Origin of the sequence: Variovorax sp. PMC12 (genome assembly GCF_003019815.1) — a bacterium.
GTDB lineage: Bacteria > Pseudomonadota > Gammaproteobacteria > Burkholderiales > Burkholderiaceae_C > Variovorax.
In genome coordinates this window covers 4,223,058-4,238,550 of sequence record NZ_CP027773.1, presented here as the reverse complement: position 1 = coordinate 4,238,550, position 15,493 = coordinate 4,223,058, and the positions used below count along the sequence as shown (strand labels likewise).

The window sequence follows — 15,493 nt, the reverse complement described above, 5'->3', positions numbered from 1 at the left end:
TGGGAGCGAGCCCGGTGAAGCTTTTCCAGCGCGCGCAGCGCTCGCTGTTCGGCGAGATCCTCGACTGGATGCTCACGCCGCTGCTGCTGCTGGTGCCGGTGAGCATCGGCGTCACCTGGCTGGTGGCGCAGGGCATCGCCAACGCGCCCTTCGACCGCGCGCTCGAGCACAACGTGAAGGCGCTGGCCGAACTGGTGACGGTGAAGGAAGGGCACACGCAGTTCGTGCTCTCGCAGTCGGCGCGCGAGATCCTGCGGGCCGACGACGCCGGCCACGTCTACTACCAACTGCTCGACGGCCACGGCACGCTGCTGAGCGGCGAGCGCGACATTCCCCAGCCCGGCCTCGACGAGCCGCTGCCGCCCAACCAGGTGTTCCTGCACAACAGCGACGTGCACGGCCAGCCGGTGCGCGTGGCCTCGATGTGGCTGGCCAGCGGCAGCGACGACGTGCCGCCCTCGCTGCTGCAGCTGGCCGAGACGCGCGAGAAGCAGTCGGTGCTGGCGGCCGAGATCATCAAGGGCGTGCTGCTGCCGCAGTTCGCGATCCTGCCGCTGGCGGTGCTGCTGATCTGGCTGGCGCTGGTGCGCGGCATCAAGCCGCTGTCGGTGGTGGAGGCGCGCATCCGCGAACGGCGCCCCGGCGACCTGAGCCCGCTCGACGAATCGTCGGTGCCGCTCGAAGTGGTGCCGCTGGTGTCTTCGGTGAACGAGCTGCTGGACAAGCTCAACGATTCCATCGGCACGCAGAAGCGCTTTCTGGCCGACGCGGCGCACCAGCTCAAGACGCCGCTGGCGGGCCTGCGCATGCAGGCCGACCTGGCGCAGCGCGAAGGCGCCAACGCCGACGAGCTGAAGCAGTCGCTCAAGCAGATCGGCCGCGCCAGCAAGCGCGCCACGCACACGGTGAACCAGCTGCTGTCGCTGGCGCGCGCCGAAGGCAACAGCGCCAACGTGCACCACCAGCCCTGCGACCTGGCGCGGCTCACCATCGAGGTGGTGCGCGAGGCGGTGCCGCGGGCCATCGAGAAGCGCATCGACCTGGGCTACGACGGCGCCGAGGCGGGCGCGCCCGGCGTGATGTTCGACGGCAACCAGACGCTGCTGAAGGAGCTGGTGCGCAACCTCGTCGACAACGCGCTGAACTACACGCCATCGACGCCGGAGCGCCCGGGCCTGATCACCGTGCGCGTGCTGGCCGACCCTTTCGGCCACGTGCTGCTGCTGCAGGTGGAGGACAACGGCCCCGGCATCGCCGAGGCCGACCGCGAGCTGGTGTTCGAGCCTTTCTACCGTGTGCTCGGCAACGAGGCCGATGGCTCCGGGCTGGGGCTGCCGATCGTGCGCGAGATCGCGAACCAGCACCGCGCGCAGGTGAGGCTGGAGGATGCGCATCCCGGCAAGCATCCGCCGGGGGCGCTCTTCACGGTGCGCTTCGAGGCCGAGGCGCCCGTTTGAGCCTGATGGTCAGGGGGAGGGCGCGGGCGCGGCAGCTGCGGGGGCCGGGGTTGGAGCCGGAGCCGGCGCGGCAGGCTTCGCGTCGTTGCGGATCTGCAGCCACTCCGGCCGGATCTGCCGCGCGAGACGCTGCGGCTCGCGCTCGTTGAGCCCCGCCGGCGCCAGGCCGAAGCCGGCGAGATCGCCGCGCGCCCAGAGGAAGTAGCCGGCGTTGGCCAGCAGCAATACGACGAGCAGAAGACGCAGCTTCATGCGGATCGGCCGGTCAGAACGCCATGCCGCGAGGGCGCACGCTCACTTCGTCGCTCGATATGAGCTGCAGCCCGGCGTCGGTGCGCACCTGCAGCTCGCCGCCCCAGGCCACGCCTTCGCACAGGCCGGTGGTGCCGTCGCTGAGCGCCACTTCACGGCCGCGCAGCACGTCGCGCGCGGCAAAGCGTTCGGCGAAAGGCGCGAAGCCGCGCGCCTCGAAATCCAGCACGGCCTGCACGAGCGGCGGGGCCAGCTCGCCCAGCACCTCGGGCGCGCTGGCATCGGGGCGCCACTGGCGCAGCCAGGCCGGCGGGGTGCGCATGCCGTCGGCATCGCGCGCGCCGATGTTCACGCCGATGCCGATCACGAGGTAGCGCGACGCATCGGGCCGGCCGCTGGACGGCAGCGCGGTCTCGATGAGGATGCCGACCAGCTTGCTGTCGTTGACCCACACGTCGTTGGGCCACTTGAGGCCGACCTTGTGTGCGCCGGAGGGGTCGAGGCTCTCGGCCACGCTGACACCCACGGCCAGCGACAGGCCGGACCAGTCGGCGGGCGCCAGCGGCAGGCCCAGCGAGAACAGCAGGGAGCCCGAGGCTTCCTGCCGCGGTGCGCTCTGCCAGGGCCGGCCCAGCCGGCCGCGCCCTGCCGTCTGGTGCTCGGCCACGAGCAGCACGGGCTCGACATGCCCGGCGCGCGCACGGCGCATCAGCTCGGTGTTGGTGGAATCGATCTCGGCCACGGCCTCGACGGTGAAGCCGGGCAGCAGCGGGGCGACCGCCGCGGCGATCCGGTCTTCGAACCAGTCGGCGGTGGTGCTGCCCATGTTCAGTCCTTCCCGGACTTGTCCTTCCTGGCGGATTTTTTCTTTTCAGCCTTCTTGCCGGCCTTCTTTTCGGCCTTCTTGGCTTCTTTCTTTTCGGCCTCTTTTTTCTCGGCCTTCTTCTCGGCTTTCTTTTTGTCTTTCTTCTTCTTTTTCTTTTCTTCGTCCTCATCCTTGGGCGTCAGCAGCGTGCCGCGGCACTGCTCGGAGCCGCACCAGCAAGGGAATTCGGACAGAAGCTTCGGCGTGTACGGCTCGTCGATGATCAGGCCGTAGTCGTAATTGAGCTCTTCGCCTGCAGCGATGTTGCGCAGCGCCTTGATATAAACGCGCCCATCGACCTCGTCCGCCTCGCAGTTCGGTTCGCACGAGTGGTTGATCCAGCGCGCGTCGTTGCCCTTGACGTTGCCGTCGATCACACGCCCGTCGTCGATGTGGAAGTAGAAGGTGTGGTTGGGCTGGGCCGGGTCGTGCGGATGGCGGCGCAGCGCTTCCTTCCAGCTGATGATCTCGCCCTTGTATTCGATCAGCGTTTCGCCTTCGGCCAGGTCCTGCACCGCGAACACGCCGTTGCCGTGGACATCGGAGCGCCGCATCTGGATTCGGCGACCGGCGGAAAGTGGGGTTTTGGAAGGCATCGCCGAAGTCTGTTAGTTTGAATATGCACACATGCGCGTGTGCGCGTGCGCACGCGGGAAGCCGCAGATTGTATGTGGCCCCCACGCTCCCGCACTGCGTGTCGTCGCTGCCCCCCGAGGGGGCCGCAGGCCGCCTTGAGGCGGCTCGGCGGCGGCCTGAGAACTTTTTAGGAATTGTTGATGAAGACCTTGGTAATCGCAGAAAAGCCGTCGGTGGCGCAGGACATCGTCCGCGCCCTCACGCCGGTGGCCGGCAAATTCGACAAACATGACGAGCATTTCGAGAACGACAGCTATGTCGTGACCAGCGCTGTCGGTCACCTGGTCGAAATCCAGGCGCCCGAGGAATTCGACGTCAAGCGCGGCAAGTGGAGTTTTGCCAACCTGCCCGTGATTCCGCCGCACTTCGACCTGAAGCCGGTCGACAAGACCAAAACGCGCCTGAACGCGGTGGTCAAGCAGGCCAAGCGCAAGGACGTGACGCAGCTCATCAACGCATGCGACGCGGGCCGCGAGGGCGAGCTGATCTTCCGCCTGATCGAGCAGTACGCCGGCGGCAAGTCGGGGCTGAACAAGCCGGTCAAGCGGCTGTGGCTGCAGTCGATGACGCCGCAGGCCATCCGCGACGGCTTCGACGCGCTGCGCACCGAAAAGCAGATGCAGGGCCTGGCCGACGCCGCGCGCTCGCGCTCCGAGGCCGACTGGCTGGTGGGCATCAACGGCACGCGCGCCATGACCGCATTCAATTCGCGCGACGGCGGCTTCTTCCTCACGACCGTGGGCCGCGTGCAGACGCCGACCCTCTCCGTCGTGGTGGAGCGCGAGGAACAGATCCGCAAGTTCGTCTCGCGCGACTACTGGGAAGTCCACGGCAGCTTCGCGGCCGAGGCCGGCGAGTACCCCGGCAAGTGGTTCAACCCCGACTGGAAGAAGGCCAACGCGCCGCTCCTGGCCAACGGCGAACCCGACCCCGAACAGCGCGCCGACCGCGTATGGAACGAGCAGGAAGCCCGCGCCATCGCCGACGCCTCGCGCGGCAAGCCCGCCACCGTCACCGAAGAAAGCAAGCCCACCACGCAGGCTTCGCCGATGCTGTTCGACCTGACCTCGCTGCAGCGCGAGGCCAACGGCCGCTTCGGCTTCAGCGCCAAGACCACGCTGGCGCTGGCGCAGAGCCTGTACGAGCGCCACAAGGCGCTGACCTACCCGCGTACCGATTCGCGCGCGCTGCCGGAAGACTATCTTCCCGTCGTCAAGCAGACCATGGGCATGCTCGCCAACAGCGGCATGAAGCACCTGGCGCCGTTCGCCAAGCAGGCGGTCGACGGCAACTACGTCAAGCCCAACAAGCGCATCTTCGACAACGCCAAGGTGTCGGATCACTTCGCCATCATCCCGACGCTGCAGGCCCCCAGCGGCCTGAGCGAGGCCGAGCAGAAGCTGTACGACTTCGTGGTGCGCCGCTTCCTGTCGGTGTTCTTCCCGAGCGCCGAATACCAGGTCACTACGCGCATCAGCACGGTGGAGCAGGGCGGCAGGAAGTACCCCTTCCGCACCGACGGCAAGGTGCTGGTGAAGCCGGGCTGGCTCGCCATCTACGGCAAGGAAGCCCAGGACGACGAGAAGGAAGACGACAAGGACGGCAAGCGCCTCGTGCCGGTGAAGCCGGGCGAGATCGTGAAGACCGAGTCCGCCGACATCAAGGGCCTGAAGACGCGCCCGCCGGCGCGCTACTCCGAAGCCACGCTGCTCGGCGCGATGGAAGGCGCGGGCAAGACCATCGACGACGACGAGCTGCGCGAAGCCATGCAGGAGAAGGGCCTGGGCACGCCAGCCACGCGCGCGGCCACCATCGAAGGCCTGATCACCGAGAAATACATGCTGCGCGAAGGCCGCGAGCTGATTCCCACGGCCAAGGCCTTCCAGCTGATGACGCTGCTGCGCGGCCTCGGCGTGGAAGAACTCTCCAAGGCCGAGCTCACCGGCGAGTGGGAATACAAGCTCGCGCAGATGGAGAAGGGCGCGCTCAGCCGCGACGCCTTCATGCGCGAGATCGCCGAGATGACGGAGCACATCGTCAAGAAGGCGAAGGAATACGACCGCGACACCGTGCCGGGCGACTACGCCACCCTGCAGACGCCGTGCCCCAACTGCGGCGGCATCGTGCGCGAGAACTACCGCCGCTACGCCTGCACCGGCAAGAGCGGCACCGGCGAGGACGCCTGCGGCTTCTCGTTCGGCAAGTCGCCGGCCGGGCGCACCTTCGAAGTGGCCGAAGCAGAGGCGCTGCTGCGCGACAAGCACATCGGCCCGCTGGAGGGCTTCCGCTCCAAGGCCGGCTGGCCCTTCACTTCCGAGATCGTCATCAAGTTCGACGACGAGGCCAAGAACTGGAAGCTGGAGTTCGACTTCGGCGACGACAAGAACGCCGACACCGGCGAGATCGTCGACTTCAGCGACCAGGACACCGTGGGCCCGTGCCCGGTGTGCGGCGCGCCGGTGTTCGAGCACGGCAGCAACTACGTCTGCGAGAAGTCGGTGCCGACCAATGCGCAACCCACGCCAACCTGCACCTTCAAGACCGGCAAGATCATCCTGCAGCAGCCGGTGGAGCGCGCGCAGATGGAAAAGCTGCTGGCCACCGGCAAGACCGACCTGCTCGACAAGTTCGTGAGCATGCGCACGCGCCGCGCCTTCAAGGCCTTCCTGACCTGGAACGCCGAAGAGGGCAAGGTGACCTTCGAATTTGCACCGCGCGAGGGCGGCAGCAAGTTCCCGCCGCGCAAGACCTTCGGCAAGGCCGTGCCCGCGGGCAAGACGGCGGCAGCCAAGAAGGTGGCGGCGAAGAAGACGCCCGCCGCCAAGAAGGCACCGGCTGCGAAGAAGGCCGCCGCGCCGCGCAAGCCTGGCGCGGGCCTGAAGCCCAGCGAGTCGCTGGCCGCGGTGATCGGCGCCGAACCGGTGGCGCGCACCGAAGTCATCAAGAAGCTGTGGGACTACATCAAGGCCAACGGCCTGCAGGACGCGACCAACAAGCGCGCGATCAATGCCGACGCCAAGCTCAAGCCGGTGTTCGGCAAGGACCAGGTGACGATGTTCGAACTCGCGGGCATCGTGGGCAAGCACCTCTCGGCGACCTGAGCCATGCGGCGCAGACACTTCGCAGCGAGCGTGGCCCTGGCGGCCGTCGCGGCGCTGGGCGCAGCCGGCATGGCGCATGCCGCCGCGTGGCCCGACAGGCCGGTCAAGCTGGTGGTGCCGTTCCCGCCGGGGCAGGCCACCGACATCTTCGCCCGCGCGGTGGCCGAGCAGCTCGGCAGGCGGCTGGGCCAGCCGGTGATCGTCGACAACAAGGCCGGCGCCGGCAGCAACATCGGCACCGAGTTCGTGGTGCGCTCGCAGCCAGACGGCTACACGCTGGTGGTGGCGGGCAGCGCGATGGCGGTGAACCAGACGCTCTACGCGAAGCCGGGCTTCGACCCGCGCAAGGACCTGGCCGGCATCTCGCTCATCGCGAAGGTGCCGCTGGTGTTCCTGGCCACGCCGGAGAGCGGCATCCGTACGCTGGCCGAGCTCACCGCGCGCGCCAAGGCGGAACCCGGCCGGCTGAGCTACGCGAGCGCCGGCATCGGCGGCACGCAGCATCTGTCGGGCGAGATGTACAAGTCGGCCGCGCATGTGTTCATCACGCACATTCCGTACCGCGGCAGCGGCCCGGCACAGTCGGACTTCCTGGGCAACCAGGTGCCGCTGATGATCGACTCGGTGACGGCCGCGCTGCCGCACATCAAGTCGGGCAAGGCGGTGGCGCTGGCGGTCACGTCGGCCACGCGCTCGTCGCAGCTGCCCGAGGTGCCCACGGTGGCCGAAAGCGGCGTGGCCGGCACGAAGAACTTCGAGGCGGTGGGCTGGCTCGGCCTGATGGCGCCGCGCGGCACGCCGCCCGAGATCGTCGAGCGCCTCAACCACGAGGTGACGGACATCCTCAAGAGCGAGCAGATGGAGCGCTTCATCCGCGAGCGCGGCTCCGAGCCGGCGCCCACCACGCCGGCGGAGTTCGACCGCTTCGTGGCGAGCGAGATCCGCCTGTGGGGCGCTGCTGTGAAGGCTTCGGGCGCCAAGCCCGAATGAGCCGTTCGACCTAGCAGGCGTCAGGCGGGCGCCTGCGCCTCTTTGGCGCGGTCGACCTCCGCCAGCAGCCAGCTGCGGAAATGATCGAGCGTGGCCAGCTGGCCGCGCCCTTCCGGATAGCAGAACCAGTAGCCCTCGTTGCCCCGGTAGCCGCCGCCCGGCAGCGGCTCGTCCACCAGCCCCGAGGAAATTTCGTCCTGCACCAGGCAGCGCGGCACCAGCGCCACGCCCATGCCGACCATCACCGCGCGGATCATGGTCTGGAACTGGTCGAACTGCGGGCCGGCCAGCGGGTCGAGCCCGCGCACGCCGTGCGTCTCGCTCCAGTGCAGCCACGACTGCGGCACCGTGACGTGGCGCAGCAGCGTGCAGCGCGCCACGTCCTGCGGCGTGCGGATGGCGACTTCGGCCTGCGCGGCGCGCGGCGCGATCAGCGCCACGTCACGGCCCGCGAGGTAGTGCGATTGCGCGCCGGGCCAGTGGCCGTCGCCGAAAAGAATGGCGCAGTCGAGCTCGGGCCGCTCGAAGTCGTAGCCGTGCACGAAGGGCACGAAATGCAGCGTGATCTGCGGATGGGCGCGCTGGAAGTCGGGCAGCCGCGGAATCAGCCACTTGGCGCCGAAGGTGGGCAGGGTGGACAGGTGCAGCGCGCCGCCGCCGTCGCCGCTGGTGATGAGCTCCAGCGTGGCCGCCTCCAGCTGCGCGAGCAGGGAGCGCACCGTCTTCTCGTAGCGCTCGCCGGCCGGCGTGAGCGCCAGTCGCTTGCGGTTGCGCTCGAACAGCGGCGCGCCGATCCAGCGCTCGAGCTCCTGCACCTGCTTGCTGACCGCGCCCTGCGTGAGGTGCAGCGCCTCGGCCGCGCGCGAGACGCCGCCGAAGCGCACCACGGTGGAAAAGGCACGCAGCAGGTTCAGCGGAGGATTGAGACGGCGCAGCGACATGGCAGGATGCCCATTAAAACATTCCAGATCAGAATGTTAGCTGGTCTATCCTTTGCTTCTGAAGTGAGGCGAAATCGCTCCTTCTCACTCAATGCACATTGGAATCCACCCCATGCAACGTCGTCATTTCATCTCCGCGCTGGCCGCTGCTTCCATCCTTCCAGGAATATCCTTTGCCCAGGGCAAGCCGATTCGCCTGGTCGTTCCTTTCCCGCCCGGCGGCGCCACCGACATCACGGCGCGCGTGCTCGGCGAGCCCGTGGCCAAGATCCTTCAGCAGCCGGTGGTCATCGACAACCGCGCCGGTGCCGGCGGCTCCATCGGCATGGCCGAGCTGGCCCGCGCCACGCCGGACGGCCTGACCTTCGGCATCGCCACCCTGTCCACGCACGGCGTGAACCCGGCCGTGTACCAGAAGCTGCCGTACGACCCGATCAAGGGCTTTGCCGCCGTGACCGAGATCGTCAAGGCGCCGGGCGTGATCGTCATCAACCCGGCGAAGCTGCCGGTGGCCAACTTCGCCGAGTTGGTGAAGTACCTGAAGGCCAACCCGGGCAAGGTGTCGTACGCCTCCCCGGGCAACGGCACCATCGGCCACATGTGGGGCGAGCTGTTCAAGAGCAGCACCGGAACCTCGATGGTGCACATCCCCTACCGCGGTGCGGGCCCGGCCATCAACGACGTGCTCGCGGGCGAAGTGCCGGTGTACTTCGACCAGGTGGCTTCCTCGCTGCCGCACGTGAAGGCGGGCAAGCTGAAGGCGCTGGCCGTGTCGTGGAACGGCCGCCTCGACGTGCTGCCCGACGTGCCCACCTACGGCGAGCTGGGATATCCGGCCAACAACGACCCGTCGTGGTTCGGCATGATCGCGCCCGCAGGCACGCCCGCCGAGCTGGTGCTGCGCATGCAGCAGGCCGTGGCCACCGCGCTGAAGGACGCCTCGGTGCGCGAGCGCCTGGCGCTGCAGGGCCTGTACGCATCGGGCACCACGCCGGCGCAGTTCACCAAGCAGATCGCCAGCGAGATCGACAAGATGAAGAAGGTGGCCGAATTCGCACGCGTGCGATTGGACTGAGCCCGGCCTGCCTATGCATCCAGTCCTGAAACTGATCCAGACCCGCGCCCAGGTGACGAGCGTTGCCGGGCACACGCCGCTGGTGCTGGACTCCCCGCACAGCGGCACCGTCTACCCCGAGGACTTCGGCACGGTGCGCGACCTCGCGACGCTGCGCCGCGCCGAGGACACGCACGTGGAAAAGCTATACGCCTTCGCCCCGGCGATGGGCGTGGCCTGGGTGGAGGCGCACTTTCCGCGCAGCTACCTGGACGCCAACCGCGACACCACCGAGATCGACACCACGATGCTGCAGGGCGAGTGGACCGACCCGGTCTCCACCGACCCGCGAGTGCTGTCGAAGGTGCGCCTGGGCAAGGGGCTGATCTGGAAGCTCACCGACGAAGGCCTGCCGATCTACGACCGGCAATTGCCGGTGGAAGAGGTGCGCCAGCGCATCGACACCTGCTGGCGGCCGTATCACGCGGCGGTGGCGCAGGCCATCGACGAGGCGCATGCGCGCCACGGCTACAGCATCCACATCAACTGCCACTCGATGCCGGCCATCGCGGCCAGCCATGCCACCGACTTCCCGGGGCTGGCGCATGCCGACTTCGTGATCGGCGACCGCGACGGCAGCACCGCCGACCCGGCGCTGTCGCGCAAGATCTGCGAGCACCTGCGCGGCTTCGGCTACAGCGTGGACTACAACCACCCCTACAAGGGCGTGGAGCTGGTGCGCCGCAACGGCGACCCGGCCGGCCAGCGGCACAGCATCCAGGTGGAGATCAACCGCAAGCTCTACATGGACGAGACCACGCTGGCGCTGGACGAGGCCGGCGCCGAGCGGCTGCAGGGGCACCTGCGCTCGCTGGTCGAGATGCTGCTGGCGACGGACCCGCGCTGAGCGGCCCGCCGCAGGCCAACAACCCTGCCGGCCCCGGTGTGTTGTTACACGAGGGGCCGGGCCGGCGGCCTATAGTGGAAACGGTCATGACCCACCACACCTCTTGGAGTTTCCAGTGAAGCCATTCATTGCAGCCGTTCTTGCCGTCGCGATGGGCGCGCTCGTCGCGGGTTGCGCGGGCACCGGCTCGGCCGGCAGCGCCAATGCATCGAGCGCCGCCACACCCACGGGCGGCAGCGGCGTCACCGTGTTCGGCACCATCGACGCCGGCGTCTCCAGCACGAAGAACAGCTCGCGCTGATTCAGCGCGCCACGCTCCTTCTCCGGGCCATCCATCGGCCGCCACGTCCGAGGCGGCCTCGAGCACGCCCACCCACTCGGCCACGAAAACGGTCGTACATCTCGCGGTGCGCCTCGACCTGCGCGTCGATCACCGCATCGACGATCTCCCGCAGCGGCCAAGGTCTCGCGGATGGTGATGGGAGCGCGGCCTCAGCGCCGCAGCAGTGCCTGCTTCAGCAGCCGCGCGGCGCGGTTGCGGATGCGCCCCGGCATGCCGCGCATGCTGCTCGTGCGCGGCGCCACGCGCGCGGTGGCGCAGGCCCAGAGGAAGTCGTGCAGGATGGGCGTGTCGTCGACCGTCTCGGTGCTGCCGTACTTGTGGAATTCGGGGTGCCACTGGGTCGCGGCGATGTAGCTGCGGCCGCGGTCGGCCCGGCGGCGGATGGCCTCGGGCACGCGGTCGGGCAGGCTCCAGGCCTCGATGTCGAAGCCGGGCGCGATGTCCTTCACGCCCTGGTGGTGGATGCTGTTCACCCGCGCGGTCTTCAGGTCGGGGTAGAGCTTCGACAGCCGGGTGCCCTGCACCAGCTCGATCTGGTGGAAGTTCTGGTCGTAGGTGACAGGGTCGCGGTGCTTGAGCGTCTCGGGGTGCCCGTGCTGCGCCTCGATGTCCTGGTAGAGCGTGCCGCCGAAGGCCACGTTGATGAGCTGCAGCCCGCGGCACACGCCGAAGATGGGCTTGCCGGCCTGCTCGAAGGCTTCGACCAGCGCCAGGTCGTAGAGGTCGCGGATGCGGTCGCCGATCCATGCGTCCTTCAGCGGCACCTCGCCATAGCTGCCGGGCCAGACGTCGGCGCCGCCGTGCATCACCACCCCGTCGAGCCATTCGGCGTAGTGCGACAGCTTGGTGTCGCCGCGCGCGGTCTCGCCGGTGGGGCAGGGCACCATCACCACCATGGCGCCGGCGGACATGAGCCAGTGCGCGATCGATTGCTCGACGTACTGCAGCGTCTTGTTGGTGAAGAGCGATCGGGCGGGGTCGGCATGCGAGAAGCAGGCGGACAGGCCGATCTTGAGCCGGGCGGAAACAGGTTGTGTCATCGCGGGACTGTCGACGGAGCGAACCGGACGGGTGATGCGAAAAGGAAAATCCATTGTGGCTCGTTGGCCTCTCGCACGGGGTCGGACGACACGCCAAGTATGCTTTCAACGCGACGCCCACGAACAAGGAAGACAAACCGATGAAGACAATCAAGGGTCCGGCCATTTTTCTCGCCCAGTTTGCGGGCGACACGGCACCGTTCAACACGCTCGACGGCATTGCGGGCTGGGCCGCCGGGCTCGGCTACAAGGGCGTGCAGATTCCCAGCTGGGACGCCCGCCTGTTCGACCTGAAGAAGGCGGCCGAAAGCAGGACCTACTGCGACGAAGTGAAAGGCACGCTGGCGAAGCACGGCCTGGAGATCACCGAGCTCTCGACTCACCTGCAAGGCCAGCTGGTGGCGGTGCACCCGGCCTACGACGCGGGCTTCGACGGCTTCGCGGCGCCCGAGGTGCGCGGCGATCCGGCCAGGCGCCAGCAATGGGCGGTGCAGCAGCTGCACTTGGCGGCCAAGGCATCGGCCAACCTGGGCCTCACGGCGCATGCGACCTTCTCGGGCGCGCTGGCCTGGCCGTACCTCTATTCGTGGCCGCCGCGCCCGCCGGGACTCATCGAGGAAGCCTTCGACGAGCTCGCGCGCCGCTGGCGGCCGATCCTCGATGCCTTCGACGCGGCGGGCGTGGACGTGGGCTACGAGATCCACCCCGGCGAAGACCTGCACGACGGCGTGAGCTACGAGATGTTCCTGGAGCGCGTGAACAACCATCCGCGCGCCTGCCTGCTGTACGACCCGAGCCACTTCATGCTGCAGCAGCTCGACTACCTGGCCTACATCGACCACTACCACGAGCGCATCAAGATCTTTCACGTGAAGGACGCCGAGTTCAACCCAACCGGCAAACAGGGCGTGTACGGCGGCTTCCAGAGCTGGATCAACCGCGCCGGGCGCTTCCGCTCGCTGGGCGACGGGCAGGTGAACTTCAAGGCCATCTTCTCGAAGATGGCGCAGTACGAGTTCCCGGGCTGGGCGGTGCTCGAATGGGAGTGCTGCATCAAGCACCCCGAAGACGGCGCGCGCGAGGGTGCGAAGTTCATTGCCGACCACATCATCCGCGTGGCCGACCGGGCCTTCGACGACTTCGCCGCGGGCGGCGTGGACGTGGCGGCCAATCGGCGGATGCTCGGGCTGGGCTGAAATCTTCAGCGGTGCAGCGGGCAACCGTTGCGCTCGCTGCGGTAGTCCGACGAAGCCGCATACGCCGCCTTGCGCGCGCGCATCACGTTGCCCAGCGGCCGGTGCGCGGCCAGCGCATGCCAGGGGTTGAAGGCCATGCCGTCGTCGATCTCGCGCGCCAGCGCCTCGCTCCAGCCTTCCTGCGGATCGGCCGTGATGCGCGCGACGGCAATGAACGGGCTGAGCGCCTGCGGCCATTCGACCGACGCGTCTTCGACCGGCATGCGTTCCAGGTCCACGCACAGCTGCACGCGCAGTTCCCACACGGCGGGGTTCGCGCGGATGAAGTCGGCCACCGCCTCGCGCGTGCCGTCGGGCTTGCCCGCGAGGTCGAGCGGCGCGTTCTCCAACGCCAGCAGCGCCGGGGAAACAGGCGCCAGCTGCAGCTTGGCGATGTAGGCGCCATAGCGGATCGGCACCTGCGTGAAGAAGGTGGCGCCGAGCGGGTGCGTCTCCGCATGGCCGCCGAGTGCGATCAGCGTGCCGCTCTGGCCGCCGAAAGTCTCGACCGCCTTCTCGACGCCCTGCAGCACGCCAGACAGCACGCGCTTGGCGTTCGGCGCCTTGTCGGTGGTGCCCGCAAGCAGCTTCAGGGTGCGCAGGAAGCCCTTGGCGTCGGGCGCGGAGAACACCGGTCCGTCGACGAACAGGAAGTCCTGCGAGGAGCCGCCTTCGGCACCGTCGACGCGCGGACCTTCCACGCCGAGCACCTTCAGGGCCATGCCGCGCGGCAGCGAGACGCGGTCGTCGAGCACCTCGGCGGGCGGCGTCGACAGCCGCATGACGACCGGGTAGCGGCGCGCCGACGCGAAGAGGCCCTGCGCCAGCGTTTCGGGAAGGCCGTCGAGCACGCTCAGTTCACCGCGCAGCAGGCCGTGGCTCTTGGCGTGCACCGCGCGCATGGCATGGCCGGTGTGGTCGGCCATGGTTTTCTCCATGTCGACGAGCGTGGCCACCAGGTCGGTCTGCGTCTGCGCCTCGTCGTCGCGGAAGGTTTCCACGGCGGGGTCGTAGCGCACGGGGGTTGCTGAAGAGAGTGCGGTCGTGTTCATGCCTCGATTGAGCGCAGTGGCCCGCGCAACGGCTGTAGGAGCGCGACGCCATCGCGTGCGCTCGAATGCCTGCGTGGGCGGGCTTACAGCAGTTGCACCAAGCGCTGGATGGCGCCGTCGATCTGCGCTTCGCCGATCAGCCCGTAGCCGAACGACAGCCCGTTGGGCACATCGGGCGCGTGCGGATCGAGCGCGAAGCGCGAGAGCGGCGGCAGCACGATGCCGGCCGCAGCGGCGCGCTCGACCACCACATCGGCCCGCGTCGGGCCGTGCAGCCAGGCCGACAGGTGCAGCCCGGCGTTGGATGGAATCGCCTCGAGCCGCCCGGCGCCGTGCCGCGCCAGCGCATCGAGCAGGGCGGTGCGCCGAGCGCCGTACAGCTTGCGCATCTTGCGGATGTGCCGGGCCAGGTGCCCCTCGGCAATGAAGGCCGCGAGTGCTTCCTGCCCCAGCACCGGGCCGTGCCAGTCGGCCAGTTCGCGCGCCCGCACCAGCGCCGCGCGGGCCCACGGCGGCGCGACCACGAAGCCCAGGCGCAGCGCGGGGAACAGGCTCTTGGAAAAAGTGCCGACGTAGAACACCGACTCGGAGCGGTCCAGCGTCTGCAGCGCATCGAGCGGCCGGCCGGCGAAGCGGAATTCGCTGTCATAGTCGTCTTCCACCACGACCGCATTGCGTGCCCGCGCGAAGGCCAGCAGTGCGGCGCGCCGCTGCGGCGACATCGCCACGCCGGTGGGGAACTGGTGCGACGGCGTCACGCAGATCACGCGCGCTTCGGGCGGAATGCGCTCGACGCACAGGCCCTCGGTGTCGGTCGGCACGGTGACCACTTTCGCGCCCGCGGCCAGCATCGCTTCGCGCAGCGAGGGATAGAACAACTGCTCGACCGCGACCACGGTGCGCCCCGGCACGACCAGGATGCGCGCAAGCAGCCCGAAGGCCTGCTGCGCGCCGGCCGTGACGACGATGTCGCCGGCTGTGCAGCCCACCGCGCGGGTGAACGACACATGCCGCGCGATCGCCTCGCGCAGTGCCTGCTGGCCCTGCGGGTCGGCGTAGTCGGCGGTCTGCCGCGCAACGCGGCGCAGCGCTCGGTCGGACAGGCGGCGCCAGATGTCGAAAGGGAAGGCGCTCACGTCGGGCAGGCCGACGCGGAAGTCGTCGCGCGCGGCTTGCGGCTGCAGCGTCGGCGCGAGATCGGCGCCGGGCACGTGCAGCGGCACCAGCCGGGAATCGCGCCCGGCCGCCATGCCCCGGGCCGGGCGGGCGGGACGGCCGCGTCGCGAGTCCGGCAGGATGTCGGCCACGTAGGTACCCGCGCCGGGACGCGCCAGCAGGTAGCCCTCGCTCAGCAGCAGGTCGTAGGCCGCGAGCACGGTGTTGCGCGACACGCCGAGCCGCTCGGCCAGCGCGCGCGTGGCGGGCAGGCGCGCGCCGGGCTGCAGCCGGCCGTCGAGGATGGCGCCGCGCAATTGCCGGTGCACTTCGCGCAGCAGTTCGCGCGAGCCGGCGCCCGGCAGGCGGATGGCGAGTTCGAAAAGTGGTTCCATGAACTTCGCCGATTGTGGTTCTTTCAAGGAGCCAATCGCAATCCTATTCTGAAGGCCTCGGAACACCTTT

Annotated in this window: 14 protein-coding genes; 7 read left to right on the top strand and 7 right to left on the bottom strand. The window is 68.8% G+C overall.

The window, feature by feature from the left end; genetic code table 11:
- Nucleotides 1-14 precede the first annotated feature (14 nt).
- Entirely contained in the window at nucleotides 15-1,457 is a 1,443-nt protein-coding gene (locus C4F17_RS19585; RefSeq protein ID WP_081268700.1) for a sensor histidine kinase, read from the top strand.
- Between the two features lie 9 nt (nucleotides 1,458-1,466).
- On the opposite strand, the gene C4F17_RS19580 is transcribed toward C4F17_RS19585, so the two are convergent.
- From C4F17_RS19580 to C4F17_RS19570, 3 genes are read right to left on the bottom strand one after another with little or no spacing between them, the layout of a single operon-like run.
- Nucleotides 1,467-1,709 (bottom strand): sporulation protein, encoded by a 243-nt coding sequence (locus tag C4F17_RS19580; protein WP_106936358.1) that lies wholly within the window; start codon nucleotides 1,707-1,709, stop codon nucleotides 1,467-1,469.
- A gap of 13 nt (nucleotides 1,710-1,722) precedes the next feature.
- Nucleotides 1,723-2,535, bottom strand: a complete 813-nt coding sequence (locus tag C4F17_RS19575; RefSeq protein ID WP_106936357.1) for a biotin--[acetyl-CoA-carboxylase] ligase — start codon at nucleotides 2,533-2,535, stop codon at nucleotides 1,723-1,725.
- Nucleotides 2,536-2,537: 2 nt separating this feature from the next.
- Nucleotides 2,538-3,170 (bottom strand): SET domain-containing protein, encoded by a 633-nt coding sequence (locus C4F17_RS19570; RefSeq protein ID WP_106936356.1) that lies wholly within the window; start codon nucleotides 3,168-3,170, stop codon nucleotides 2,538-2,540.
- Nucleotides 3,171-3,350: 180 nt separating this feature from the next.
- Here C4F17_RS19570 and C4F17_RS19565 point away from each other — a divergent pair, with 180 nt between their 5' ends.
- Together C4F17_RS19565 and C4F17_RS19560 are read left to right on the top strand one after the other, a co-directional pair.
- Complete coding sequence (locus C4F17_RS19565) at nucleotides 3,351-6,311, top strand: DNA topoisomerase III (RefSeq protein ID WP_106936355.1); 2,961 nt, start codon at nucleotides 3,351-3,353, stop codon at nucleotides 6,309-6,311.
- A gap of 3 nt (nucleotides 6,312-6,314) precedes the next feature.
- Complete coding sequence (locus C4F17_RS19560; RefSeq protein WP_106936354.1) at nucleotides 6,315-7,301, top strand: tripartite tricarboxylate transporter substrate binding protein; 987 nt, start codon at nucleotides 6,315-6,317, stop codon at nucleotides 7,299-7,301.
- 20 nt (nucleotides 7,302-7,321) lie between these two features.
- On the opposite strand, the gene C4F17_RS19555 is transcribed toward C4F17_RS19560, so the two are convergent.
- Nucleotides 7,322-8,242, bottom strand: a complete 921-nt coding sequence (locus C4F17_RS19555) for a LysR substrate-binding domain-containing protein (protein WP_081268695.1) — start codon at nucleotides 8,240-8,242, stop codon at nucleotides 7,322-7,324.
- Nucleotides 8,243-8,354: 112 nt separating this feature from the next.
- Between C4F17_RS19555 and C4F17_RS19550 the strand changes: the two genes are divergently transcribed.
- The 3 genes from C4F17_RS19550 to C4F17_RS19540 all read left to right on the top strand — a co-directional run bounded on the left by C4F17_RS19550 (nucleotide 8,355) and on the right by C4F17_RS19540 (nucleotide 10,504).
- Nucleotides 8,355-9,317 (top strand): tripartite tricarboxylate transporter substrate binding protein BugE, encoded by a 963-nt coding sequence (locus C4F17_RS19550; RefSeq protein WP_106936353.1) that lies wholly within the window; start codon nucleotides 8,355-8,357, stop codon nucleotides 9,315-9,317.
- Between the two features lie 13 nt (nucleotides 9,318-9,330).
- Entirely contained in the window at nucleotides 9,331-10,203 is an 873-nt protein-coding gene (locus tag C4F17_RS19545) for an N-formylglutamate amidohydrolase (protein ID WP_106936352.1), read from the top strand.
- A 115-nt stretch (nucleotides 10,204-10,318) separates the two neighbouring features.
- A complete protein-coding gene (locus C4F17_RS19540; protein WP_106936351.1) occupies nucleotides 10,319-10,504 on the top strand; it encodes a hypothetical protein in 186 nt (61 codons plus the stop codon).
- 191 nt (nucleotides 10,505-10,695) lie between these two features.
- Here C4F17_RS19540 and C4F17_RS19535 read toward each other — a convergent pair whose 3' ends face one another.
- Nucleotides 10,696-11,586 (bottom strand): gamma-glutamyl-gamma-aminobutyrate hydrolase family protein, encoded by an 891-nt coding sequence (locus C4F17_RS19535; RefSeq protein WP_081268691.1) that lies wholly within the window; start codon nucleotides 11,584-11,586, stop codon nucleotides 10,696-10,698.
- Nucleotides 11,587-11,726: 140 nt separating this feature from the next.
- On the opposite strand from C4F17_RS19535, the gene C4F17_RS19530 reads away from it, so the two are divergent.
- A complete protein-coding gene (locus tag C4F17_RS19530) occupies nucleotides 11,727-12,782 on the top strand; it encodes a sugar phosphate isomerase/epimerase family protein (protein WP_106936350.1) in 1,056 nt (351 codons plus the stop codon).
- Between the two features lie 5 nt (nucleotides 12,783-12,787).
- Here the strand turns inward: C4F17_RS19530 and C4F17_RS19525 are convergent, their stop codons facing one another.
- Both C4F17_RS19525 and pdxR read right to left on the bottom strand, forming a co-directional pair.
- Nucleotides 12,788-13,873: a catalase family protein gene (locus C4F17_RS19525; RefSeq protein WP_106936349.1), complete on the bottom strand. Its 1,086-nt coding sequence runs from the start codon at nucleotides 13,871-13,873 to the stop codon at nucleotides 12,788-12,790.
- 83 nt (nucleotides 13,874-13,956) lie between these two features.
- Complete coding sequence (gene pdxR, locus C4F17_RS19520; protein WP_106936348.1) at nucleotides 13,957-15,423, bottom strand: MocR-like pyridoxine biosynthesis transcription factor PdxR; 1,467 nt, start codon at nucleotides 15,421-15,423, stop codon at nucleotides 13,957-13,959.
- Nucleotides 15,424-15,493 lie beyond the last annotated feature (70 nt).

What these genes read in the sequence shown, in the direction of transcription:
- C4F17_RS19530 (WP_106936350.1), top strand. Translation starts at nt 11,727, where the DNA reads ATGAAGACAATCAAGGGTCCGGCCATTTTTCTCGCCCAGTTTGCGGGC.
- C4F17_RS19570 (WP_106936356.1), bottom strand. Translation starts at nt 3,170, where the DNA reads ATGCCTTCCAAAACCCCACTTTCCGCCGGTCGCCGAATCCAGATGCGG.
- C4F17_RS19535 (WP_081268691.1), bottom strand. Translation starts at nt 11,586, where the DNA reads ATGACACAACCTGTTTCCGCCCGGCTCAAGATCGGCCTGTCCGCCTGC.
- C4F17_RS19555 (WP_081268695.1), bottom strand. Translation starts at nt 8,242, where the DNA reads ATGTCGCTGCGCCGTCTCAATCCTCCGCTGAACCTGCTGCGTGCCTTT.
- C4F17_RS19575 (WP_106936357.1), bottom strand. Translation starts at nt 2,535, where the DNA reads ATGGGCAGCACCACCGCCGACTGGTTCGAAGACCGGATCGCCGCGGCG.
- C4F17_RS19545 (WP_106936352.1), top strand. Translation starts at nt 9,331, where the DNA reads ATGCATCCAGTCCTGAAACTGATCCAGACCCGCGCCCAGGTGACGAGC.
- C4F17_RS19580 (WP_106936358.1), bottom strand. Translation starts at nt 1,709, where the DNA reads ATGAAGCTGCGTCTTCTGCTCGTCGTATTGCTGCTGGCCAACGCCGGC.
- C4F17_RS19550 (WP_106936353.1), top strand. Translation starts at nt 8,355, where the DNA reads ATGCAACGTCGTCATTTCATCTCCGCGCTGGCCGCTGCTTCCATCCTT.
- C4F17_RS19525 (WP_106936349.1), bottom strand. Translation starts at nt 13,873, where the DNA reads ATGAACACGACCGCACTCTCTTCAGCAACCCCCGTGCGCTACGACCCC.
- C4F17_RS19560 (WP_106936354.1), top strand. Translation starts at nt 6,315, where the DNA reads ATGCGGCGCAGACACTTCGCAGCGAGCGTGGCCCTGGCGGCCGTCGCG.
- C4F17_RS19565 (WP_106936355.1), top strand. Translation starts at nt 3,351, where the DNA reads ATGAAGACCTTGGTAATCGCAGAAAAGCCGTCGGTGGCGCAGGACATC.
- pdxR (WP_106936348.1), bottom strand. Translation starts at nt 15,423, where the DNA reads ATGGAACCACTTTTCGAACTCGCCATCCGCCTGCCGGGCGCCGGCTCG.